The sequence below is a fragment of the Sedimentibacter sp. MB35-C1 genome (assembly GCF_030913635.1).
Lineage (GTDB): Bacteria > Bacillota > Clostridia > Tissierellales > Sedimentibacteraceae > Sedimentibacter.
This window is the reverse complement of sequence record NZ_CP133188.1, coordinates 2,856,513-2,881,913: the sequence shown is the minus strand read 5'-3', so window position 1 is coordinate 2,881,913 and position 25,401 is coordinate 2,856,513. Positions and strand designations below refer to the sequence as shown.

General features: G+C 35.1%; 24 protein-coding genes. All 24 read left to right on the top strand.

Annotation, left to right across the window (positions count from 1 at the left end; genetic code table 11):
* Positions 1-126: 126 nt before the first annotated feature.
* The 24 genes from hrcA (at position 127) to RBQ61_RS13855 (ending at position 25,365) form a co-directional block, all read left to right on the top strand.
* Positions 127-1,191 (top strand): heat-inducible transcriptional repressor HrcA, encoded by a 1,065-nt coding sequence (gene hrcA, locus RBQ61_RS13970; protein WP_308137851.1) that lies wholly within the window; start codon positions 127-129, stop codon positions 1,189-1,191.
* Positions 1,175-1,795: a nucleotide exchange factor GrpE gene (gene grpE, locus RBQ61_RS13965; protein WP_308137850.1), complete on the top strand. Its 621-nt coding sequence runs from the start codon at positions 1,175-1,177 to the stop codon at positions 1,793-1,795. Before hrcA ends, grpE begins: the two co-directional genes overlap by 17 nt.
* Positions 1,796-1,831: 36 nt before the next feature.
* A complete protein-coding gene (gene dnaK, locus RBQ61_RS13960; protein ID WP_308137849.1) occupies positions 1,832-3,682 on the top strand; it encodes a molecular chaperone DnaK in 1,851 nt (616 codons plus the stop codon).
* Positions 3,683-3,922: 240 nt separating this feature from the next.
* Positions 3,923-5,068 carry a molecular chaperone DnaJ gene (gene dnaJ, locus RBQ61_RS13955; RefSeq protein ID WP_308137848.1) on the top strand — a complete coding sequence of 382 codons (1,146 nt, stop codon included), beginning with the start codon at positions 3,923-3,925 and terminating at the stop codon, positions 5,066-5,068.
* Between the two features lie 257 nt (positions 5,069-5,325).
* Complete coding sequence (locus RBQ61_RS13950; RefSeq protein WP_213924753.1) at positions 5,326-5,712, top strand: hotdog fold domain-containing protein; 387 nt, start codon at positions 5,326-5,328, stop codon at positions 5,710-5,712.
* 299 nt (positions 5,713-6,011) lie between these two features.
* Positions 6,012-7,700 carry a GspE/PulE family protein gene (locus RBQ61_RS13945; protein ID WP_308137847.1) on the top strand — a complete coding sequence of 563 codons (1,689 nt, stop codon included), beginning with the start codon at positions 6,012-6,014 and terminating at the stop codon, positions 7,698-7,700.
* 12 nt (positions 7,701-7,712) lie between these two features.
* Positions 7,713-8,762 carry a type IV pilus twitching motility protein PilT gene (locus RBQ61_RS13940; RefSeq protein WP_308137846.1) on the top strand — a complete coding sequence of 350 codons (1,050 nt, stop codon included), beginning with the start codon at positions 7,713-7,715 and terminating at the stop codon, positions 8,760-8,762.
* A 48-nt stretch (positions 8,763-8,810) separates the two neighbouring features.
* On the top strand, positions 8,811-10,016 hold the full coding sequence (locus tag RBQ61_RS13935; RefSeq protein ID WP_308137845.1) for a type II secretion system F family protein: 1,206 nt from the start codon (positions 8,811-8,813) through the stop codon (positions 10,014-10,016).
* A gap of 143 nt (positions 10,017-10,159) precedes the next feature.
* Positions 10,160-10,522 carry a competence type IV pilus major pilin ComGC gene (locus RBQ61_RS13930; protein ID WP_308137844.1) on the top strand — a complete coding sequence of 121 codons (363 nt, stop codon included), beginning with the start codon at positions 10,160-10,162 and terminating at the stop codon, positions 10,520-10,522.
* A gap of 22 nt (positions 10,523-10,544) precedes the next feature.
* On the top strand, positions 10,545-11,279 hold the full coding sequence (locus RBQ61_RS13925; protein WP_308137843.1) for an A24 family peptidase: 735 nt from the start codon (positions 10,545-10,547) through the stop codon (positions 11,277-11,279).
* Positions 11,280-11,339: 60 nt separating this feature from the next.
* A complete protein-coding gene (pilM, locus tag RBQ61_RS13920) occupies positions 11,340-12,959 on the top strand; it encodes a pilus assembly protein PilM (RefSeq protein ID WP_308137842.1) in 1,620 nt (539 codons plus the stop codon).
* The gene (locus RBQ61_RS13915) at positions 12,946-14,166 is read left to right on the top strand and encodes a hypothetical protein (RefSeq protein ID WP_308137841.1); all 1,221 of its coding nucleotides are present in this window, start codon (positions 12,946-12,948) and stop codon (positions 14,164-14,166) included. Before pilM (RBQ61_RS13920) ends, RBQ61_RS13915 begins: the two co-directional genes overlap by 14 nt.
* Before the next feature lie 37 nt (positions 14,167-14,203).
* Positions 14,204-14,884: a type II secretion system protein gene (locus RBQ61_RS13910; RefSeq protein ID WP_308137840.1), complete on the top strand. Its 681-nt coding sequence runs from the start codon at positions 14,204-14,206 to the stop codon at positions 14,882-14,884.
* A 20-nt stretch (positions 14,885-14,904) separates the two neighbouring features.
* A complete protein-coding gene (locus RBQ61_RS13905) occupies positions 14,905-16,980 on the top strand; it encodes a hypothetical protein (protein ID WP_308137839.1) in 2,076 nt (691 codons plus the stop codon).
* A gap of 12 nt (positions 16,981-16,992) precedes the next feature.
* A complete protein-coding gene (locus tag RBQ61_RS13900; protein WP_308137838.1) occupies positions 16,993-19,515 on the top strand; it encodes a vWA domain-containing protein in 2,523 nt (840 codons plus the stop codon).
* Between the two features lie 74 nt (positions 19,516-19,589).
* Complete coding sequence (locus RBQ61_RS13895) at positions 19,590-20,042, top strand: PilW family protein (RefSeq protein WP_308137837.1); 453 nt, start codon at positions 19,590-19,592, stop codon at positions 20,040-20,042.
* A gap of 181 nt (positions 20,043-20,223) precedes the next feature.
* Entirely contained in the window at positions 20,224-21,798 is a 1,575-nt protein-coding gene (gene pilM / locus RBQ61_RS13890) for a pilus assembly protein PilM (RefSeq protein WP_308137836.1), read from the top strand.
* Positions 21,788-22,360 carry a hypothetical protein gene (locus tag RBQ61_RS13885; RefSeq protein WP_308137835.1) on the top strand — a complete coding sequence of 191 codons (573 nt, stop codon included), beginning with the start codon at positions 21,788-21,790 and terminating at the stop codon, positions 22,358-22,360. Before pilM (RBQ61_RS13890) ends, RBQ61_RS13885 begins: the two co-directional genes overlap by 11 nt.
* A 5-nt stretch (positions 22,361-22,365) precedes the next feature.
* Complete coding sequence (locus RBQ61_RS13880) at positions 22,366-22,758, top strand: prepilin-type N-terminal cleavage/methylation domain-containing protein (protein WP_308137834.1); 393 nt, start codon at positions 22,366-22,368, stop codon at positions 22,756-22,758.
* 7 nt (positions 22,759-22,765) lie between these two features.
* Positions 22,766-23,329 carry a hypothetical protein gene (locus RBQ61_RS13875; RefSeq protein WP_308137833.1) on the top strand — a complete coding sequence of 188 codons (564 nt, stop codon included), beginning with the start codon at positions 22,766-22,768 and terminating at the stop codon, positions 23,327-23,329.
* Positions 23,330-23,341: 12 nt separating this feature from the next.
* Positions 23,342-23,869 (top strand): PilW family protein, encoded by a 528-nt coding sequence (locus RBQ61_RS13870; RefSeq protein ID WP_308137832.1) that lies wholly within the window; start codon positions 23,342-23,344, stop codon positions 23,867-23,869.
* Between the two features lie 106 nt (positions 23,870-23,975).
* Entirely contained in the window at positions 23,976-24,401 is a 426-nt protein-coding gene (locus tag RBQ61_RS13865) for a prepilin-type N-terminal cleavage/methylation domain-containing protein (RefSeq protein WP_308137831.1), read from the top strand.
* Between the two features lie 44 nt (positions 24,402-24,445).
* A complete protein-coding gene (gene efp, locus RBQ61_RS13860; RefSeq protein ID WP_308137830.1) occupies positions 24,446-25,003 on the top strand; it encodes an elongation factor P in 558 nt (185 codons plus the stop codon).
* A gap of 11 nt (positions 25,004-25,014) precedes the next feature.
* Entirely contained in the window at positions 25,015-25,365 is a 351-nt protein-coding gene (locus tag RBQ61_RS13855; RefSeq protein ID WP_308137829.1) for a CD1247 N-terminal domain-containing protein, read from the top strand.
* Positions 25,366-25,401 lie beyond the last annotated feature (36 nt).

Here is a 25,401-nt window from a genome sequence, read left to right as displayed (position 1 = left end):
ACACTGTAGGAATTTGTGTTATAATTTTTTTAATAATATCTATTGACAAAGTAAATTTAAAGTAGTAAATTATATCTATAGATTTAGCACTCAATCAAAGAGAGTGCTAACAAAGAGGTGAACGAAATGTCTTTGGATAAGAGAAAAGTAAAAATTTTAAAAGCTATTATCTCAAGCTATATTGATAATGCGGAAGCAGTCGGCTCAAGGACAATTTCAAAAAAATATGAGCTTGGCGTAAGCCCGGCTACAATTAGAAACGAAATGTCTGATCTGGAAGAAATGGGCTTTTTAATTCAGCCCCATGCTTCAGCAGGAAGAATACCTACGGATAAGGCATACAGATATTATGTTGACGGCCTTTGGAAAAAAGTCATGGGCTCTGCAAATTCAAATGCAAATATAAATGAATTGAGAAGTATAATTGAAGATAAAGCAAGTGAGATGGATTCTGTATTTAAAAATTCCGTCAGAATTTTGTCTCAATTTACAAAGTACACATCGTTTATAGTGTCACCTCATCTGAAGCAATCTGAAATTAAGAGAATTCAGCTGGTCCCTATAACCGATAGAAAAATCCTTCTTGTTTTAATATTGCAGAGCAATATTGTAAAGCAGGTTGTCTTGAGGCTTAACAGTTCTATACCTTTAGATCAGATGGATAAAATATCAGTATCGCTATCAGAAAAATTAAATGGCTACAAGCTTGAAGATATTGAAACAATTAAGGATAGCTTAATAGAGCAGCTTTATCATTTAAAAGAAAGTAGCAGCGACTCATTGTTAGAGCTATTACCGTTCTTGGTTGATCAAATAAGCAAATTAGAAGATTTCAACGTCTACTCAGACGGTTTGACAAGTATTCTTGATTTGCCTGAATATAATGACGTTGTCAAAGCAAGGGAGTTTATTTCATTTGTTGAAGATAAGGACAGCATGGCAAAGCTGTTCCAATATACCGGCGAAAATGATTTTGACATATGTATTGGCCGTGAAAATGAATACGAAGAGCTTAGGGATTGCAGCTTAGTAACAGCAACATATAGGCTTAACGGTAAATTGATTGGGAAGATTGGTGTTATAGGTCCCATGAGAATGGATTACAGCAAGGTTATTTCAACGGTTAAGTCAATGTCGGAAGCAGTGAATGAAATAATAAGTCGGAACTTTGACGATGAAAATAAGGAGTGAAGAAATGGCTAAGGCAAAAAAACATGATGAAGAAAAACTGAAGGAAGAAGAGCTTAAGCTGAAAGAGGAAGAAAAAGAGATGGATGCTTCAAAAGAGTCTAATAAAAAGGTTCAACAAGATAATTCAAAGGAAAATGAAGCGGACAAATCAGAAGATACAAAAGAACAAGATGATTTACAAATGGAAATTAACAGCCTTAATGATAGGTTACTTAGGCTTCAAGCGGATTTTCTGAACTACAAGACTAGGACTGAAAAGGAAAGAGTATCTGCATACGGAAATGCTATTTCAGATTTTATGTTGGATTTGCTGCCGGTTATAGACAATTTTGATAGGGCACTGGCATCAGACTGCGGAGACAGCACTTCCTATAAAGAAGGAATTCAAATGGTTTACACTCAATTAATGGGAATACTTGATAAAAAGAGCTTAAAGGAAATTGATGCTCTTAATAAACCATTTGATCATAATTTCCACTATGGTGTGGGATTTGAAGCGAGTGATGAGCATGAAGATGGAACAGTTATCGATGTGCTCCAAAAAGGTTATACTGTTAACGACAAATGTATAAGACCTGCAATGGTAAGAATTTGCCGTAAATAATAAATAAAATTATTCTATAAATTGTGGAGGAAAAAAATGAGTAAAGTTATAGGAATTGACTTAGGAACAACAAACTCTTGCGTTTCTGTTATGGAAGGTGGAGAAGCTGTTGTTATAGCAAATGTTGAAGGTAAAAGAACAACTCCTTCAATTGTAGCATTTACAAAAGACGGAGAAAGATTGGTTGGTGAAACTGCTAAAAGACAGGCAGTTACAAACCCTGACAAAACAATAGCATCAATCAAAAGACATATGGGTTCAGACCATAAGGTAAATATAGACGGAAAGGCATATTCACCTCAAGAAATTTCAGCTTTCATTCTTCAAAAGTTAAAAGCGGACGCTGAAAGCTATTTGGGCGAAAAAGTAACAGAAGCTGTAATTACAGTTCCTGCATACTTTTCAGATAGCCAAAGACAGGCTACAAAAGATGCCGGAAAAATTGCAGGCCTTGATGTAAAAAGAATAATAAATGAACCAACAGCTGCTGCACTTGCATACGGTGTTGATAAAGAAAACCATATGCAGACAATTATGGTATATGACCTTGGTGGTGGTACATTTGATGTTTCAATTCTTGAAATTGGAGAGGGAGTATTTGAGGTTAAATCTACAGCAGGAAATAACAAGCTTGGCGGAGATGACTTCGATCAGGTTGTAATGGACTATTTAGCAGATCAGTTCCAAAAAGAAAATGGAATAGATTTAAGAAAAGATAAAATGGCACTTCAGAGATTAAAAGAAGCTGCAGAAACAGCTAAGAAAGAGCTTTCTAGTGCAATGACTACAAATATTAATCTGCCTTTTATAACTGCAACTCAGGATGGACCAAAGCATATGAATATGGATCTTACAAGAGCTAAATTCAACGAGCTTACAGCATTCTTAGTTGAAAAAACTGTTGAACCTGTTAAAAAGGCTATGTCAGATGCTAAGTTAAGCGCTAATGATATAGATAAAGTATTGCTGGTAGGTGGTTCTACAAGGACGCCATCAGTGCAGGAAGCAGTAAAAAGATTAACTGGAAAAGATCCTCATAAGGGAATTAACCCTGATGAATGTGTTGCATTAGGAGCAGCTATTCAAGGTGGTGTTCTGACAGGAGAATTTGGCAATGACATACTGTTAGTTGATGTTACTCCTTTATCATTAGGTATTGAAACATTAGGCGGAGTATTTACAAAATTAATTGAAAGAAATACAAGAATTCCTACAAAGAAAAGCCAAGTGTTCTCAACAGCTGCAGACAATCAGCCTGCTGTTGACATCCACGTATTACAGGGTGAAAGACAGATGGCACAAGACAACATAACACTGGGAAGATTCCAGCTTTCCGGAATTGTTCCAGCACCTAGGGGAATTCCTCAGATTGAAGTAACTTTCGATATAGATGCCAACGGTATTGTTAATGTAAGTGCTAAGGACTTGGGAACAGGAAAAGAGCAAAAAATTACAATTACATCATCAACTAAGATGTCAGACGATGAAATAGATAAAAAAGTTAAAGAAGCAGAGCAGTATGCAGAGCAAGATAAGAAAAGAAAAGAAGATATAGAAGTAAAAAATAATGCTGATACTCTAGTATACCAGACAGAAAAAACTTTGAAAGATTTAGAAGGAAAAATTTCTGACGAAGAAAAGGCAAAAGCACAGTCAGCTGCCGATGAGTTGAAAAAAGCAATTGAAAGCAACGATTCAGAACAAATGAAGGATAAGACAGAAAAACTTACTGCCATATTCAATGAACTTGCTCAAAAACTTTATGCTCAAACAGGAGCACAGGGAGAACCTCAGGCTGATCCTAATGCAAGTCAAAATTCATCAGCAGGTGATGACAATGTTGTAGACGCAGATTTTGAAGAAATTCACGACGACGAAGATAAATAAATTTTGCCGGGAAATTTTGAAAAATCTTGAAAAAGCATTGAATAAAATATATAATAGCTACGTTAAGTCCAAGCTAAATCCTGTTGGGGTTTAGCTTGGTTAACGTATAGGAAGCCATACCGCTGTTTTTCATGAACAGCGGCAGGTATTTCGCAAGTGGTCTATAATTTGCTGAGCAGTGGCAAGCAAATAAATGTAGAAATAGGCTGCGAACATATAATGTAACAAGGTGGTGAAAGAGTGGCAAAGCGAGATTATTATGAAATATTGGGAGTAAGTAAAGATGCTGACGATAAAACAATTAAATCGGCATTCAGAAAGCTGGCAAAACAATACCATCCTGACTTAAATCCTGACAATAAAGAGGCGGAAGCAAAGTTTAAGGAAATAAATGAAGCTTATGAAGTGTTAAGCAACCCTGAAAAGAAAGCAAAATATGATCAATTCGGTCATGCTGCGTTTGATCAAAATGCTGGATTCGGTGGAGGCGGTGCCGGTTTCAGCGACTTTGGAGATATATTTGGAGACATATTTGGCGATTTCTTCGGCGGCGGTTTTGGCGGTGCTGGTGCAAGAGCACAAAGATCAGGTCCGAAAGCAGGGTCGGATCTTAAGATTAAGCTGGATATATCATTTGAAGATGCAGCTTTTGGTACTAAGAAGGAAATAAAAATAAATCGTGTCGAAAAATGTCATGTATGCGACGGTTCGGGAGCCAAGAAAGGAACCAGCAAGAAAACATGTCCTACGTGTCATGGATCAGGAAGCGTAAGAACGGTTCAAAGAACTCCGTTCGGTCAATTTGCAAGTACAAAATTATGTTCAACATGCGGTGGTACAGGCGAGATCGTGGAAGAACCATGTACATCATGTGGAGGAACAGGCAAGGAAAAAAAATCAAGAAAACTTTCTATCAACATCCCTGCAGGGGTGGATACAGGCTCGGTAATTCCTTTGAGGGGTGAAGGAAATCACGGTGAGCAGGGCGGCCCGTCAGGAGATTTATACGTATATATAAATGTACTGCCTCATGAAATATTTGAGAGAGACGGAAATGATGTCTGGTGTGAAATCCCCGTTTCATTTGCAAAAGCTACATTGGGCGGTTCCATCCAGGTTCCGACTATAGAGGGCAAGGTTAAATATGATGTTCCAGAAGGAACACAGACAGGAACGGTATTCAGACTTAAAAATAAAGGAATAAAGAATTTACGAGGAGCAGGTAAGGGTGACCAATACGTAAGAGTAAAAGTTGAGGTTCCTAAGAAACTTACTGAAAAACAAAAAGCAATACTTCAGGAGTTTGCCCAAGAAATGGGAGAACATAACGATAAGGATGATAAAAAAGGCTTTTTCGGAAAGATGAAAGATGCTTTTAAAGACTAATAGTATAACAGAATTTTGATGACAAAACCAACAAGATAGCAAGTTTATTGCAGTATGAGACGCCTTTGATAGGGCGTCTTTTTTGTACTACATACTAATGCAAGGCAAAATTGTTGGACTTTAACTGGAAGAAGTTATGCTCGGTCTCGGCATAGCCGTCAATAAAATGATTGAAATTGACAATTTTGCAAATCAGTGCTAGAATAGGCTTGTCACAGGGCGAACGACAGAGGAAAGCAAAAAATTCGGAGGTAGTAATGAAATCATTAATCAGAATGAGAATGAGTGCGCACGATGCGCATTATGGCGGAGATTTGGTTGACGGGGCAAGAATGCTGGGACTTTTTGGAGATGTGGCTACAGAACTTCTTATTAGAAATGACGGAGATGAAGGGTTGTTTGTAGCGTATGATGACGTTGAGTTCTTGGCACCTGTTTATGCAGGTGATTATATTGAAGCAGAGGGAGAAATTACTTCTGTGGGAAATTCATCCAGAAAGATGAAGTTCGAGGCAAGAAAGGTTATAGTACCGAGGAAGGATATAAATGACTCCGCATGCGATTTTCTTGATGAACCTATAATTGTGTGCAAAGCGAGCGGAACATGCGTGGTAACTAAGGATAAACAAAGAAAAAATAAATAATTAAATAAATATAAATATTATGATAAGAACAGATGCTTAAATATCTGTTCTTATTTTATTTTATGTAATTAAAGTGTAATTAAAATAAAATTATAATTAAATGAGTAAATAGTATAATGTAAGTGAATTCTTATGCAGCGGCATTGCAAAATATAATATTATTTTTATATTTTTAATATTTACTTTAAAGTTACAGGCTTTAAATATAATAAGTTGACGATGACATTTTCTTTTTAACATAATTACTAAATTACAAATATTTTTAAGTTAGTGTTATTTTATACAGCAAAGGAGAAAACATGAACAAATACAGCAAGACTGCAAGGCTTGGAGATATTCTTCTGCAAAAAAAGGAAATAACACAGGAACAGCTGAATGAAGCACTGAAATCACAGGCAGGAAGCGGCAAAAAATTAGGTGAAATACTGATTGAAAAGGGATTTGTAACTCAGAAATCAGTAATGAATACACTGTCTGAGCAGCTGGGACTGGATATAGTAAATTTAGACAATTATCATATTAGCCTTGAGGCAACAAAGCTTATATCAGAAAAACTTGCCAAAAGAACCAATGCCATACCGTTAAAAATATTCGGCGATAAAATGATTGTAGCTATGAGCGAGCCGCTTAATATTTTTGATATAGAAGATATTGAGATGGAATCCGGCAAAAAAGCGGAAATTGTACTGGCGTACAGATCTCAAATAACAAGTGCAATAGAAAAGTACATGAGCCGGAGAAGCGCAGAGAAAGCAGTAGAAGATTTTAACAAAGAAAATTTGTTTTATGATGATTTTGATGCATTGAATGAAGAAACCGATATAAATGTTAGCAATTCACCTGTCGTAAGGCTTATTAACTCCCTTATCAGGCAGGCACTGAAGATGGGTGCAAGCGATATACATATAGAACCGCTGGAAAACAGAATAAGGGTAAGAGCAAGAATAGACGGAGATTTACAAGAAATTCTTACGCCGTCCAAGCATACGTTGTCCGCTATTGTAACGAGAGTAAAAATAATGTCGGGTATGAATATTGCAGAAAAGAGAATACCTCAGGATGGCAGAATTGAAATAAAAGTTGATGATTCAGAGGTTGATTTACGTATTTCCGTACTGCCGACTGTTCATGGTGAAAAAATTGTAATGCGTTTGCTGGACAGAGGAAATTTTTTGAAAGAAAAGAGCGAGCTTGGTTTTACAAGAGAAAATCTCTTTATGTTTGAAGAAATATTAAACTCTCCAAATGGAGTTATTCTAGTTACAGGTCCTACGGGAAGCGGAAAGACGACTACATTATATGCGGCGCTGAACGAGTTAAATAAAATAGATAAAAACATAATAACAGTTGAAGATCCAGTGGAGTATAAAATAGAGGGAATAAACCAAGTTCAGGTAAATAATAAGGCAGGACTTCACTTTTCAACAGGTTTGAGGTCCATACTGAGACAGGATCCGGACATAATAATGGTCGGTGAAATAAGAGATGAAGAAACGGCAGAAATAGCTGTAAGAGCAGCTATTACAGGACATCTTGTCATATCTACAATACATACAAACGATGCTCCATCCACAATAATGAGACTGCAGGATATGGGTGTTAAGCCGTTTTTGATTGCTGCTTCATTGAGAGGAGTTGTGGCTCAAAGACTTGTGAAAAGAGTTTGCACCAACTGTATGATTGAATATCAGGCAAGTGATATGGAAAAAATTCTGCTTGAAGCAGAAGGTAAAATTACACTTCGAAAGGGCATGGGATGTCCAAAGTGCTACAATACAGGATACAGCGGAAGAATTGCAATACATGAAATACTGAAGGTGGATAAGGCTGTTAGGGAAGCCGTTCAGGGCGGCAAGAGTATTGATGAAATAACACAGGCTGCTGAAAAGGGCGGAATGAAGACACTGAAGGATAACTGCAGAGAATTGGTATTATCGGGCATAACAACGGTTGAAGAATACTCACAGATAATATATAAAATGGATTAGCGGGGGGAAGAAATGAATATAAATGAAATGCTGAGCAAATTAATGGAAGTAAAAGGATCAGATTTACATATATCTGTAGGATGTGCACCCATTTACAGAGTGAACGGCATGCTGATAAGCACCGGAAATGAAAAGCTGACGCCTGATGATACGGAAAAGCTGACTAAGCAGGTAACTAATGAAGAGCAGTTGAGAGAAATAAATGAGATAGGAGATTTTGATATGTCCTATGCTATACCCAATCTCGGACGTTTCAGGATAAACATATTCAAGCAGAGGGGAAGCTACTCCATAGCTGTTCGAGCTGTGCAGATGAACATACCCACACTAAGAGAAATTAATATGCCTGAAATTTTATATGATTTTACTCAAAGACAAAGGGGGCTTGTTCTTGTAACAGGGCCTACAGGCAGTGGAAAATCTACAACTCTGGCATCGATGGTAAACATAATAAACAATGAAAGAAAGTGTCACATAATAACACTTGAGGATCCTATCGAGTATCTGCACAAACACAATAAAAGCATTGTAAATCAGAGAGAGTACAGAAGTGATTTCAAATCCTTCGCCGGAGGACTGCGCTCATGCCTGAGACAGGATCCGGATGTAATACTTCTGGGAGAAATGAGAGATTTGGAAACTATGGAAATAGCACTTACTGCAGCAGAGACCGGTCATCTTGTTTTTTCCACTCTGCACACGACAGGAGCAGCAAAGACCATAGACCGAATAATAGACGTATTTCCTCCTCACCAGCAGCAACAGGTGGTTATACAGCTTGCCAATGTGTTGGAGGGAGTAATATCCCAGCAATTGGTACTGGAAATAGACGAAAAAAAGAGAATGGCGGCGGTTGAAATTTTGGTTTCTACACCGGCTATCAGAAATCTTATAAGGGAAAAGAAAACTCACCAGATTCAGAACCAGATTCAAACCGGATCAAAATTTGGTATGCAGACGATGGATTCAAGTCTTTTAAACATGTATGCGGACAAAAAAATATCAAGGCAGACATTATTAAAATCAGCAGTGGATTTAGAATATGTTATGAAGCAGATATAACGGCTGAAGCAGCTATATAATTACATTTTTATAAAAAGGAAGGCAGACATGGCAGTATATAAATGCAGTGTGGTGGATCAATCGGGGAAAAGGCAGAGAATCAACAAGGATGCGTCAACAAAGGCGGAAATGATTGACTACCTGAAGCAAAACAATTATGTAATAATAGATATCAAACAGTCGGCAGGTTCGGTTGATCTGAGCAGTATTTCCGGCAAACGAATCAAGTCAAAGGATCTTGCGGTATTCTGCAAGCAGCTGTATGCAATGCTGAAGGCAGGTGTGACTATAGTCAACAGCCTGGACATCCTGAAGCAGCAGACAGAAAACAAGCGGCTTTCAAAAATAATTTCACAGATGTATGATGATCTGCAGAAAGGGAATACCTTTTCCGAGGCGTTATCACATCACAAGGATACCTTCCCTGCGATTTTTATTAGCATGGTTGAGGCGGGAGAATTGAGCGGAAACATTGATATTATAATGAACAGGCTCGCAAATCACTTCGAGAAAGAATATAAGATAGAAAACAAGGTAAAAGGTGCGATGACATATCCTATAATTCTTGCTGTGGTATGTGTGGCAGTGGTTATATTTCTGCTTACAACAATAATGCCTACATTCGTTGAGATGTATTCCAGTTCCGGAGTAGAACTTCCAAAGATAACACAGATAATGATTGCAATCAGCGAGGCGCTTAAATCTTATTGGTACATAATTGTTATGGTTGCAGTGGGTTTAGCATTTGCTGTATCTGCAATGAACAAAAACTCAAATATAAAGCTAAAAGAAGACTATTATAAGCTTCAGATACCTGTTGTAAAAAACCTTGTGCTTAAGGTAGCAACTTCCAGGTTTACAAGAACTCTCTCGACTCTAATGGGAAGCGGAGTGCCTCTTTTACAGGCGCTTGAAACTGTAGCGGGAGTAACGGGCAATACATACATAGGAAGTAAAATCATGGAGGCTAGGGAGGATGTAAGACGAGGGTTGGCTCTTTCACAGCCGCTTAGGCAGCAGGGGGTATTTCCACCCATGGTTCATTCAATGATTAAAATAGGAGAGGACTCAGGTTCCATAGAAGAAATTTTAGACAAGACGGCAGATTTTTACGATGAAGAAGTGGATACAGCCGTAACAAGGCTCACAACAATGCTGGAGCCCGTAATGATAGTGTTTATGGCAGTAATAATAGGGTTCATAGTAATATCAATGGTAACACCGATGTTTGATATGGTTAAGACCGTGCAATAGAAATTCTTATTAGTAAGCTAAGGGTGAGTAAATAAGTGTTTTAATCTTCAATAGCAGGTATATGGAATGTTAAAAGATTTGATTTATAATTAAAACCGGCTATAGAAGGGTTAAATAAAAAAATAAGAGAAGAGGAGAAAAAAATGTTTAGATTAATTAACAATTTAAAAAACAAGAAGGGGTTTACATTAATTGAATTGATTGTTGTATTGGCAGTGCTGGCTATTATTATGGCGATTGCTGTGCCGAGGTTTTTGGGAGTTCAGGAGAATGCTAAGGTAAAAGCTGATAATTCTACTAAAGAACAAGTTGCTAAAGCAGCAGAATTATATTACTATGCTACTAATTCAACATCTTTTACGATTAAAAGTTTAATTGATAATGGATACATGGAGCCATTTACATTGCAAGCAGATTCAAACTATGATACAGCTGCTGAAGTCGAAGCAGTAGATATAACAGTTAGTGTTACATCGACAAGTCAATCGATTAGTGTTGATTGGTAGAAAAAATATTACAACTAAAATAATGACACTAATATTTTTAATCTACGGCCTATTCATAGGCTCATTCCTGAATGTATGCATTTTTCGCATACCTTCAGGAATCTCAATAGTGAAACCGCCGTCATCCTGCGGGAGCTGCGGTCACAGACTTAATTACATAGACATGATACCTGTTTTTAACTACATAATTAACAGAGGCAGGTGCAGGTACTGCGGTGCCAGTTACTCAATACAGTATCCCGTGATAGAACTTTTGAACGGATTGCTGTATGCATTGACATACTTAAAATTCGGCTTAACAGTCAATTCGATTTTGTGTTGCGCAATGATAAGTATACTAATAACCGTAAGCATGATTGACATGAAGTACAAAATTATTCCCGACAGTCTCAATATTGCCGGGGCAATGGCAGGAATTATATTTATCTTAGTAAATAAAACATATTTAACAGGAATTATAGGAGCACTGACTGGATTCGGACTTTTTGCTGCAATTGCAATTTTAACTAATGCCATGGGTGGTGGAGATATAAAACTTATGGCTGCTTTGGGGCTGATGTTCGGCTTAAAGGGAACATTGTTTATAACATTGTTTTCCTTCGTCATCGGAGCCGTGGTGTCAGTATTTTTAATAGCATTGAACATTAAAGGCAGAAAGGACGAAATACCTTTCGGTCCGTTCATATCCTTATCTGCTTTAATATATATATTTTTTGGCTTTGAAATTATAAGAAGCTATCTTTCTTTATTCATGTAATACAACCAGCTTCAATATTTAGTAATCATAATCGCAAATATATTCAGAAAGGTAAGAGACATGGGGAGAATTTTATCTGTAGAGATCAACAATCGAAATATTAAAATACTTGAAGGCTCCAGAAGCGGGTCATCCATAGCTGTATACAAGAGCTTGTTTTTAGACATTGAATCCGGAAGCGTTGATGATGGAAAAATAATCGATATGGATTTAGTTGCAGCAAATATAGAAATGGCACTGAAAAGCAACAACATTAAATCAAAAAAAGCAATTTTTATCATCAATACAAATGCAACAATAACAAGAAACATGGAACTTCCTGTTCTTAAGAAAAATTCAGAGACATTTTCCATGATAAAAAGCGAGTTGGATCAGATGCTGCCGGTAGATATCGATCAGTACAAAATAGTGTACAAAAAAATCGACAGCATAAAATCTGATAAATCAGAAAAGGGAACATATATTGCATATGGTCTTCCTGCATCTATTTATGAGCAGTACATAGAGCTTGCGGAAAGGCTTAATTTTGAGCTTGTAGCAATAGATCTGACTTCAAGCTGCCTGGATAAAATAGCATTAAAGAAACTAACGATAAATAAAAAACATTTAAGCCCTGGAACGTCAGTTGCATTTATAGACATAGGTTTCACAAATACTTTATTCAGCATTGTTAACAACGGTAAGGAGGTTTTTTCAAGAATTTCCTCAAATGGGTTGAACGATATAGTCAAAAATTTTGAGGCGGCATTTAATTTAACACGGGAAGAGGCATTAGAGGAAATAGAACGCTTATCTCTCGCCGAATACACTGATGATACATCATATATATCTAAATTAAACATTCTTGAAAACAATGTAAATATGTGGACAGATGAATTTTACAGATTTATCAGATACTACAATTCAAACAACAAGGACAGACAGATAGAAAATATATATATTTATGGCAGCTTTGCAAACATCAACGGCCTGGAACAGTTTATAGAGTCAAGCTTAAGCGTAAGCACGGAAAGAATAAACGAAATTTCAAATGTGGTGTCAAAATCTGGCGAAGTTGTTGAAGTAAAATCATATTTGAACAACATTCTCTCATTGTACATAGATAAAAAGGATATTAACTTTCTTTCAGACAGAAGGAAGGAGCACAGCAATAAGTTCAGAACTGGAGTGTTCCTCATGGCAGCAGGCCTGTCAGCAGTATTGCTCGTATCCTTTTATGCGTATTCATATATTGTGGAGAAAATTGCCCTTGAAAGGGATATAGAAACACTGGATGCTTATCTGGAAAATCAGGAGAATATAAAGCTTAATGATGAAGTGCTGACAATGAAAAAAAAGGTATCCTTGATGGAAAAATATTTGTCGGAGGCCGATAAATTAAAAACGGCAATAAAAATAGAAGATGCAGTTAATACGGTTATCTTTGAGCAGGTTTCATTGGCAATTCCTCACGGCACAAGGATTAATGCAATGTCTGTAGACAAGGAAAGTATACAGTTGCAGTGTACATCCGCATCAAGGCAGGAAGCTGCACAGTTTGAAAGAAATTTAAAGCAGGTTGAATTTATAGATAATGTATATGTGCCGGCGGTAGTAGATTCAGCAGATGGCGGCAGCATTAGCTGCACTTATTCGTTAGTATGTAGCATAAAGGATGTGATAACAAATGAAGCTGAGTAGAAGAGAGAAAGTATTAATAGTAATATTAGTTATAGCCCTAGCGGTGTATGCCGGATATATGTTTATTCCATCATCAGGTATGTTTAACCTTGATGAGCTGAGAGCGGAGCACAGTCGGAAAACACTTGAATACGCAACTATGTCACAGAACATTACGCTCAAAAACAAGTATGAGGAAGATGCTCTGACACTAATAGAACAAATAAATAATCTGCCTGTAATATCCGACCTGCAGCAGGAAAAGCTCATAGTTTTTTTGAATAAATACCTTGCAGACAATAACATCGACGCAAGCAATATAACCTTCACTGATGCAGCTGCTGTTCCGATGAGTATCGTTGTTTCACAGCCAGCAGAAAAAGCAAAGAGTTCTATGGACTTATTGATGTACGATATAGACAATATCTATGTCTATGCCGATGAAAACGAAGACGATGAACAAGCTGTGGCTGTAAACACTGAAGAAGCTGATAAAGAAGAGCAACCCTCCATGTCAGCTGAGTCAATATCTGTGAACATAGAGTTTTTGGCTTCATACAATGATATGATCAAATTCATTGATTTAGTGCAAGCCAATCCTGTAGATATATCAATTACCAATATAAGTACCGTTGCTTCCGAAGTAGGCACGCTGCAGGGAACAATGACCATGAATTTCTATGAAGTTCCAAAGCCTGTTGGATTTAAGGAAAACAATGATGAATGGTTATGGAATGATCTTGCCGAATCGGGAAAAGCTAACCCGTTTTCCATTGGCGGAGCGTGGGAAACAATCGGAAGCTTAAATACTAAATTCGATTTCTTTGTTAATTTAGAGCCGGAAAGCTCAGATTTGCCAACAATATTAGTAGGAAAAACAGAGGATATAGCAAGAAGTACATATATTTCTGAAAATACCAATACTGTTGAAAATATCAAGTTCAGTTTTAAATTAGAAAATAACAAATACTATTATAGCTATAATACAAAAAACAATACATATCCAAAATCTGGAACATGGCAAGAATTTTCACCTTCTGAAGAAGGGAAAATAAAAATTAAAGTGTATTCAAGCGATAGAAATTTAAAAACAGATTCTGTAGGTGCTATTATCGGGGTGACAAATACTTCAGGTCTGAAGGTTTATTTTGAAGTTGAAAATGACAGCAGCACAAATCCAAGGGTTACTTTAAAGGATGCTAAATCTGCAATTGTAACCAGAAAGTAGTTAATATGAGGTTAAGTTGCTTTATAGAGGTGGAAGCATGAAAAGAAAATTAAGTACTAAAGGATTGACGCTAATTGAAATTATAATTACTCTAGCTATATTGGGAGCTGTTGTTACACCGTTAATGTCAATGTTTATAACCTCTCAAAGGATAAACCGTGAAAGCGAGACAAAATATAAGGCGATTCAGCTTGCTCAAAAATACATGGAAGATATTAAGTCTGAAAATATTTTGGATCTTACATTTAGCGGTTATTCTGGTGAAGACGGTAACTATTCTAAGACTATAAGCGACGATGATGGGTATAGACTTGAAATAAACCTGAAAGAAAATGACGTAGTAGAACTGGATGGTGATATAACTGCAGTGAAAATTCCTGGAGATGAGGACTATGATTTGATTGTAAATATTGATTCAGGTACTGAAACAGAGATTAATACTATAAAGAATGATGAAAGTATAAAAGTGATTCTCTCTGTTGATAATGGTAAGATTAAGGTAAGCAACTCTTATTCTGGAGTTAAGCTATATTTGTTTAAGGCCGAGGATAGCTTTAGATATACAATATCGGGCAGTGCTACTTTAATTGAAGTTCAGGAAGATATGGAAATGCCGGACAATATATTATACTACATAACAATAAAGGTATTCGATGGTAGCAGGCTTATTGAAACAGTTAAAGGTTCAAAAGTTTTTAACAGCATCATAACAGATTAGTCAACGAAAAGGGTGATATTATGTTTAAAAAAATGAAAAATAACAATGGTTCAACTCTTGTATTGCTAGTTATGACAGTTGCGGTAATTTCATTGCTTGGAACATCAATTTTAGGTGTTACAATGATGAATTATAAAATTAAAAAAACAAATTCAGATATGAAATATTCATTTTATATGTCTGAATCGGGGCTTGATAGGGCGTATGCAGAGGCATATTCGGTTGTTCTTGAGGCTGTAAGCGAGGCAAATAATGCTGCAAAGAATAAGATTAATGAATTCGATATTGTTAAACTTACTGAGCTTTCTTTAAGTCCTGATTTGTATTCCGACATTATTGAGGATTATGATGGAGACGGAGTCTATGAATATAAGCAGGATGCAATTAAGGCATTGTCAAAAAAAGTATTTGAAGAAAAGTACATAGATATAGTTAAGCAAGATATGTATAAAGCCCTAATGGGTGTTGATCCCGACGGATCAGTTTCAAATGGCATTCTTGTTGATGATGAAGAGGAAAAGCTCAAATTATATGTAATTAAAAAGACATTTGATGATTTTGATATGGATACACCTATGGAATTGAGCATAAGCTCTGAATATACCAAAAAGAAAGAAGGAATTATAAGAACTACAGATGTTGATCTTATTGTTGAGGTTCCTGATTATAATGAATCATATACAGTTGAGACTGTCAATCTTGAATTGAATCCGTTTTGGTCAAAAGTTATGACCGCAGAAAATATTAATATCGATAAACAAGGAGAAACAATATTTAACGGTGAGGTATTTATTAATAATAATCTGAATCTCGAAGGAAGCGGAACCGTGCTATTTATGCAGGACCTAGCTGTAAAAAGCAATATCAGTATATTTGGCGACAAGGAAATGATTTCTGGTAATGTGTATACCAGTAACATACTTATGAATGGTGAAAATGCAAAATTCACAGCTACCACAAAAAATGATAATACAGTTGATTATGAAGGCGTAGTAGTACAGGATGATTTAGAGATGAATGCAGCCGGTCAAGAAATAACAATAAATGGCTCATATTATGGATTTGGATATGGTGGTGGAGCAAAAGATAATACATTGAACAGTTCGATAATTATAAACAATAATAACATTAAGGGTATCACAATCAACAAAGGCAATTTTGACAGAGGCAATTTATACTTGCTTGGTACATCGTATATCAAAGGTATATCACCTTACGCTACCGGCGAGTCGTTATCTGTTAGAGGCAATTACGTAGCATACACAAAGGCTCTCAATTATACTGAAGGAGGTGCAGCGGGAAAGTACGACTTTGGGAATGTTATATTTAATTACGATGACTACTTACCTTATTTTCCGCAGCTTGTCGAATGGTTTGTTGGAGAAAGCGGAGTGAAAACTGAAATAACTGCTTATGAAAAAGCAGAATATATAAAAAAGTATCAGCAGCTAGGAGGGAGTTCGCTAGAGCTGTTGGGAGGTAAGATTAAAATTAATAACAGTGATGTATATACTCTTGGAGCTTATATAAACGGTGAGAGTATTATAACATCACATGCACCTTTGGAGGATTGGCCGGCATTGAAAGCAGGTATTGGGAAAACTTTTAATACGAAGGTAAAAAAACTCGGATATGAGCATTCCTCTAATGGAAATGATGAGTATTCAATTAATGAAATATTTGATAACATACCTTTGAACTTTAACACAGAAATAATGAATGGCAGTGAGCTGCTATATGTAAATAAGGTATCTAGAACCTATGGAGACAATAAAAAATATTCTCTTGGATCAGATGTCAAAAGCGGATTAATAATAACAAATGAGGATGTGGAAATTTCAGGAACAGTTGATTTTACAGGTGTTATTATTTGCGCAGGAGATATAAATATTTTGGATGACGGAGCGGATAAGACATTTAATTATAATAAAGGTGTAGTTTCTAAAATAATTGCTGAAAATGGCCTGCAGGAGGTTGTATTCAAAAATACTACAAATGTCGGTTCAGTAAGCATAACAACCTTCGGTTCAGGAAACGATGAAGTGAATGTGGACTTTAATCCACTATTAAAATTTAGTAACTGGAAAATAAAATAAGGGAGGGTTATAATGAAAAAAATATTTTTAAAAGTATTCTTCTTGCTGGCAGCAATGATTATAATAGCTCCGGCACTGCTTAATTTTGAGGCCGAGGCCGGAACATCAGACAAAGAATACGATACGTATTCAAACATTTGGGTGCTTAGAACAAATAAAGAAAGAAATTCAAATGGCAATTATAAATTACTAATAAAAACATATATAAAAAATAACGAAGGCGAGTATGTAGAAAGTCAATATGTTGAAGAAACAGTAATTTCTTACAGCAGTCAGCCTGGAGATTCCTCACTTACGTTAGAAAGCAGCTATAATTTGAATCGTATTGAGTTATGGAAAGGAAGCAGCAAGGAGATTGATACAAGCACTACTTCCAGTCTTAACACTCTTAATATTCAACTGCTGAGCAGTACAACAAAGACATTGAAAATATTTGTAGAAGAAAAACATAACGATTTAGGTTATGTTAATACAAATACGAGCGGCGGTGATATTGAGTTTAATAAAACAGTTGAACCTGTAAATGGTAAGCCAAATGAATTTGATTTGAAATTCTCTGTACAAGGTGAGGCTATTACAAAAGGTAAAGATGCCGATATAATACTTGTGCTGGATAAATCAGGAAGTATGGAGGATAATATTAGTGGCAGGGAATCAAAAGCAGATGTTCTCGAGGAAGCGGCGAACAGATTTATAGATGCGGTTCTTGCAACTAACCAATCGGGTAACAACAGAGTTGCAATAGTTACATATTCTGATGAAGCGCAGATTAAGCAGGCATTTACAACTGATAAAACTGCTGCCAAGAATGCGTATAAGAACTTTGAAGATATGGTTAGCGGAGGAACGAATAGTGAGGCCGGCTTCATAAAGGCAAGAGAATTATTTGGTACATCTTTCAGAATGGGAGCCGAAAGGTATGTTATATATATGACCGATGGTGTGCCAACTCAGTATTACAATATAAACGGTGAAGTTGATGGCAAGGGTAATTCATATGATATAAATGCCAAAGATGCAGCCATTTCTGAAGCAAATTTATTAAAGAACTATGGTGGAAGTGGAGTTAAAATATATACTGTTGGATTTGCTTCAACCAATACATCTGACATGCAGGCGTTGTTAAACCCGTCAGAAAATACTTACCAAGAGGCTTACTATCATGCGACAACTGCAAATGATTTAACTAACATATATGATATAATCGCAGATACTATAATTGACACTATAGCTACTAATTCAGTTATTACTGATATATTGCCGGAAAGTTTTGAATTTGTACAAGAATCTTTACCAGAAGGGGTAACGGTGTCTGAAGAAGGTGTTATGTCATGTGAACTTGGATCAATAACTGCATCAGAATCATTGAAAACAGTCAGAATTAGGTATGTAGGTGAAAACTATGGAATTAAGTATGCAAATGAAGATGCTCAAATTGAATATAAACATGTTTTAACTCCAAATGTGATTACAGAAGAAAAATTTGAAAATCCGCTTGCCATAGTTGCTCCAAATATAGCTGAATATGTTTATTATACAACCGAAGGAGAAAGCATTGTTATTACTCCGCCGGACTTGATATTTGCAAATGATGCAGGATCTGATTATCAAATAAGTGATTTAAAAATTAAAGTTGATGAAAAACCAGTTAAGCCTAACAGCACTGCAACAGCTAATTCTGATAATACTGAAATTACTTATGTTCCGCAACCTCATGATTATGCTGAAGACAAATTTAGCTATATTGTATATTTTACAATAAGCAGTAACACTGATCCAAAAAATATAATTGAGGGTACTTCTCAGATAATCGAAAAAAAGGTTAATGTGATTGTCAATCCTAAACCAGATGTTAAACTAACGATAAATTACTACGAAACCCTTGACGACAAGAATAGAGCATTATCGATAAACGGAGCTACATCAATTAATAAATATTTACCGAATAATGGTTTTATTGATGAAATTGCTCCATCATTAACCGGGTATAATTTGATTGATATTAGCTATGAAGGCATTATAAATCCGCTCAAAGTAGGGAGAAGACTGACTGGGCAGGCAGGAAGCAACAACGTAACTATCAATTTTTATTATGAAAGAGACAGCAGCATAGTTTTTGATAATATATTACAAAAAAACTCAATGTACGCACAAAACGAATTAAAGCCTATAGGTAACAGTTTACAGCCTTTTGAGGTTGTTATGGGGATAAAATATAGATTTGGATTTAAGTTTCAGAACGGACAGAATGTAGATAAAATCAGTGTATCATTTACAGGAGATGCAGATGACTTTATATTGTCAGACTTCATGCTGTATGATCAAGAAGACAACTTAGTCGGAGGGCCGTTTAATGACTTTAATAGCCTTGATTCTTTGACAAGCGCAAATAATATTTATACTTTAACCTATAATGTGAAGCCGGTTGCGTCAAATTCTGTTCTAAATGTTTTGATTGATAATGTTGTTAAGCAAAATGATAATGTAGTTCAGCAATTAGAGATTAATTCAATTAAGACGTTTGAATTGGAATAAATACAAAGCGTTTTTGCTTGAATTTGAGCTTGAATTTTTAAGCTCAAATTTTTCTTAATGGTGCGAGGGTAAATATGATAAATAAAAAAGGGTTTACATTAATTGAAATAATAATGGTACTTGCTTTGGCAGGAATAGTTATGTCTGTTGTTATGTCATTTTTTATAGCAAACTACAAAAGTTATGAAACCATAAATGCTGAGTCTGAGGTGCAATATCAAAGCCAGTATATTATTAACTATATGACAAATAAAATTTTGGAAGCAAAATCATATGACGAGTCAGCTAATGAGTTTGAGTATGTTGACGGAAGCTTTGCTTCTTTTGAGAAATATGATGAAAAGATAAAATATACATACGGGACTACTACTGATAAGGAATCCGTTTATATAGGTAATTATGTAGATAATTTGAAAATTGAAACAAACGGTACGAATGAAGTGAGAATTACACTTGTGTTATTAAAAAATGGAAGCGTGCCATATCCTGCCGAACAGGTTGTGTATATGAGAAACTCACAAAATTAGAAGATACAGAGATAGAGATTGGCGTAAAGTCAGTCTCTGTTTTCAAATAGAGAAAATAAACCTTAACTATTCTTAACAATTTTATTAAAACAAAAAAATAAACGATGATATTTTCTTAACAATAAATATTTTGACATAATTTTACATATTTTATATAATGATTTTATACCAAATTATGTAAATGATCCGAATAGGAAAAATTGAAAGGATTATTATGTGTTTGTTTTTATCGTTGGAAATTTATGATGAAGGTATTAAGATTGTTGAAGCATTAAGAAAAAGCGATTCGGTGACCGTAATGAAGTGTGATGAGTTGACGGGTACAGATATAATTGAGAACGGAAGAATTGTTGATGTAAATGCTGTGGCAGTATTGATAAAAAACATGATTGCAAAGAATGGTATCAACACAAGAAGAGCTGTATTTACAGTTAACTCTGCCAGCGTGATAAGCAGAAGAATAAAGCTCCCTATGCTTGATAAAAAGCGGGAGATATTGTCAATGATAAGAAACGAGCTAGAACAGCTTATGCCGGTTGATTTAAACCAATATAAAATAATATATGATATTACTGATATAGTTAATGATAATGACGTAAAATATGCTTTTTACGTCATTTATTGTCTCCCATGTGATATTTATAAAGACTGCAAAGAATTGGCAAAAATATTGAAGTTAAAGCTTGCATCAATAGATGTATCTTTTAACTGCCTGAACAAAATAAGTAAGTACGAAGCTGAAATTAATTCACATGCTATTAAAAACGACTCTATATATGCTTTTTTAGAAATAAATAATAACCATATTTCATTTTGTGTTTTAAAAAATGGTGTAACCGAGTTTTCAAGGATTTCTTTGTTGAATGAAGATATGGTTATAATTGAAAAAGCTGCGGAGGAATGCGCTCCTTATAACACTACAAAATTCATTGGTTTAACACCGTTTGTGGATAAACTGATGGATGAGTTAAATAGATATATAAGGTATTATTATTCAATGTATAGTGCAAATGTTATTAATAAGATATTTATTTATGGAGATATTCCTCATAGAAATATCGGTGTTTTTTTGGCAAGTAATTTGGGTATTGAAACAGAGATAATTGAACATATCCCATGTATCAAGCTAAATGCAAAGCTAGATACTCCGTACATAGTAGAAAAATATTTTATTTGCCTTTTATCTCTTCTAAACAATAAAACTAATATGTGGCTTTCATATGATAGCAGCTCAGATTTTAGACCAAATTACAAATTTTTTGCTGCAGCCATTTCGGCAGCATCGCTGGCTGCAATTTTGGCAGCTATTACATGGAAAAATTATAATGCTATGCTTGAAACAAACATACAGGGCATGAAGCTTTACATTTATGATGAAGAAAAGGCTGAAATAAATACAGGGATAGAAGATCTAAAGAAAGAAATCGGCTTAAGGGAGGCCTATATTGAAAAAGTCTCCAAACTTAAAGGTGTGATTAGAAATGAAAATACCGTTAATTCAATTATTATCAGTGAATTTTTTGAATCTGTTCCTAATAATACTAGGCTGGTTTCCATGTCCGTAAATAGAAATAGTACGCAGATTAGTTGCGTTTCGAAAACTATTGGCGAAGTAACTTTGTTTATACAAAATCTCAGACAACTTGATTTTATAGAGGATATATATTTTTCAGGTATTGATGTTAAAAATGAAGAAGGAAGCTACTCATTTTCTGTTATGTGTAGATTAAAGGATCTAGATAAAAATGAAAAGTAAGAAATTCAAAGTCTTATTAATAGTTTTAGCATTTATAATTGCTGTAGTTATATTTTATGGATTTTTTCCGCACAAACAATTTATAAGTTTATATTCAAAGAAAGAGGCTTTCGAAAGAATAAGCGAAGAATATTTCAATATGAAGGAAAATTTTGATGTTGTAGATTCTTTGGTTGAAAAGAAAGTGTTTCTTAAGAATGAGATGGAAAAAATAGAGATACCAGCAGAAATTTATCCTGAAGAAATAATTTCCGACTTATCCTTGTATGCACAAAAGAGCAAAATAGATGTTTCCAAGATTGTCTTTTCAGAATCTATGCCTGTTTCATTGGATAATCAGAGTACAGACGAAATTATCGAAGAAAAAACAGAGAATTCTGCGTTAAAAATAGGTGCTATGATTGAGTTCACCGGTCATTGCGACAGTTTAATTGAATTTATAGATAACATTTCTAACAATAATAAAAATATTGCTATAACAGATATAAATTTATTGTCATGGACTGGTGATAATGTTCACGGTACTATGAATCTAAATTTCTATGCTGTTTTGTGGAATTAAGTAAAATGAGAAAGTGTTTATTAAAAGCTTGTGGATTTACGTTAGCTGAGGTCATTATATCTATTGCTGTGCTTGGTATGGTGATAGCGCCTATAATGACATTGTTTGTGATGTCAGCAAGATTGAACATAGAAAGCAGCAGGGAATATAAATCATTTTTGGCGGCTCAAAAATATATGGAAGAGATAAAAGCAATGGATGAAATTGAACTTTCGGGATATATATATGATTCTGACGATGGTTGTTATAAACGGATTGTAGCTCAATCTGGCGAAGACTACGGTGCTGTTATAATAATTGAACCAGAAAGAGATTTTTTATATTCAATAGAGGTCTATATAACTTATGAGGGAGAAGTCGTAAATTCATTAATAGGGAGCAAGCTTATTTATTATTGACAAGATTATGAAAAATAAAGTAATTGAAAACAGAGGCTCTGCGTTAGTGCTGATAATTATTGTAACAGCAGTTATAACGACGCTTGGATTAACATGTCTGAGCATATCAATGGGCCAATTCAGGATAAGGAAAAGTAACAGCGAACACAAACGAGCACTCTATAAATCTGAAGGCGGCTTGGATTATGCATATGAAGAGATTTATGATTTGATTTGTTCAGCGGTAGAGGATTCTATCAGCAAATCTGATGAATATCTTTTGGCGGAACCAGGCGATATTTATGGAGCTTCGGATGTATTTAAAAATAATTTTAAGCAAGTTGTTGACTGCAGGATAGTGCATGAAGTTGAGAATTGTTTTAATGCACAAATATCTGTTTTAAATGGAAGCAGACTTATGTTTGTAAATGATGAGCTTATTGCTAGAGTAAGTTCAAAATATATTTCGGAATCAGGTATTATAAAAATAACATCGGCGGATATTATTGTATATGTTCCTGATTATTTAGACATTATTTCTAATACTGCCGATATTTCTGATTTGCTTCACATAACAAATTTTGATATGTAATTAGAGGTATAAATGCTTGGATATAACAGAGGATATACATTAATAGAGCTATTGATATCTATGGGTATTATGTTTGTGGTCATTATTCTTGCTATGGCTCTGTTTAATGCTAACGTAAGTAATTTCGAGATAATCTCAAATGAATCTGAGCTTCAATTTCAATCACAGTATATATTAAATTTTATTTCCACAAGGATAATGGAGTCAGTAAAAATTGAACTTATTCGAATAGAAGGGGCTGCAAGCGTAATTAATTCAAAGAGAGAATTTAGTATTTCAAAAATGGCGTTGTTATATAACGATCAATTGAATTTATGTTATATCTTTGTGGTGAAAAATAATAGAATATATTATGGCAATGGAAACTCGCATGATGCAGCAACTGTTGAGCTGGGTAGATATATAACAGAGATGAAAGCTGCTCCGTATCCCCAAGGAAAGACATTCGCAGAGGCTAGAGCGTTAAGAATAACTATAAGGCTGAGAAAAGGTAATCAGTCGTATGAAGCAGACCAGATTATTTATATGAGAAATAGCTAGATAAGATATTTTTTAAAATATACCATATTGAAGAATTAAAAGATTGACAAATATTGAATTAATTTATAAAATGGGATATGTAATTATATCCTTTGAAGGATGAACTGTGAAAAATTATGGCTTTACTCTTTTCGAAGTAATTACAGTGCTTTCTCTGATTGGCATTATTCTGGCGTTTTGTGTTCCGCATATAGCTGCAGATTTTGGTTATATGGACAAAATGTCGGGGGAATTTTTGTCTGATGTTCGTTTCATTCAAATGGAAGCAATGAAGCGCCCTGTTCCGCAATATAGTTTGCTGGTGGATTCTGATAATGGAAAATATTATTTAAGGAAGAGTTCTTCGGATATTAAGGTTGTTTCATTTAAAAACAGATATTCGATTAGCTATACCGGAAGAGGTGTTTTGTATTTTACAATAGAGGGAATACCTGTTCATCCCGGCACTTTTACAATAGTGGATAAAAAAACTAACGATTCGAAAAGTGTTACCATTGTTCCCGCTACGGGAAGAACGATTATACTGGAATAAGCAGCAAACTGCTGGTTATAATATACATAAGGAGGAGACAACTAATGATTACAGCAAGTGATTTTAAAAAGGGTATTACTATATCTTGGAATAATGGGTTGTGGCAAATAGTAGACTTTCAGCATGTTAAACCTGGTAAAGGCGCAGCTTTTGTCAGAACTAAATTAAAAAATATTATAACAGGAGCTATAAGAGAAGAAACATTCAACCCAACTGAAAAATTCCCGCTAGCACGTATAGAAACAAAGGATATGCAATATTTGTACAATGACGGAGAATTATATTATTTTATGGACCCTGAATCATTTGAACAAATCCCATTAAATCATGATCAGGTTGCGGAAGCTGTTATATATATCAAAGAGAATGATTTTGCCCAGATGAGGTTCTATGAAGGCAAGCCATTTGAAGTAACAGCACCAAACTTTGTTGAGCTTGAAGTAAAGGAAACAGAACCTGGCTTCAAGGGAGATACAGCTACCGGTGCCAACAAACCTGCTATAGTCGAAACAGGGGCAAAAATAAACGTACCTCTGTTTGTTGAGATAGGTGATAAAATCAAGATTGACACCAGAACAGGTGAATATCTATCAAGAGTTTAAGGAGGTAAGTCATGGATTTTTTGTATGAAAAGATTTCTTATTTAAGAGGGTTGGCTGATGGATTGGATGTTAAGGCTGACACAAAGGAAGGCAAATTATTCAATGCTATGATGGATGTAGTTGAAGAAATTGCCGATGCAATGAGTGACATAGTTGAAGAACAAGATGAAGTTAACGAGTACTTAGATTTATTGGATGAAGATTTATCAACTGTAGAAGAAGAATTGTTCGGTGACCTTGAAATCGGAGAAGAAGATGACGATTATCAAGACTACGATGATGACTATGATTTTGATTTTGATGATGAATATGATGATTACGATGACTTTGAAAGTATGGACACAACAGAAAAAGAAGATTAATATAGCATAAAAAAAGGCATTTCTTTATGAAGTGCT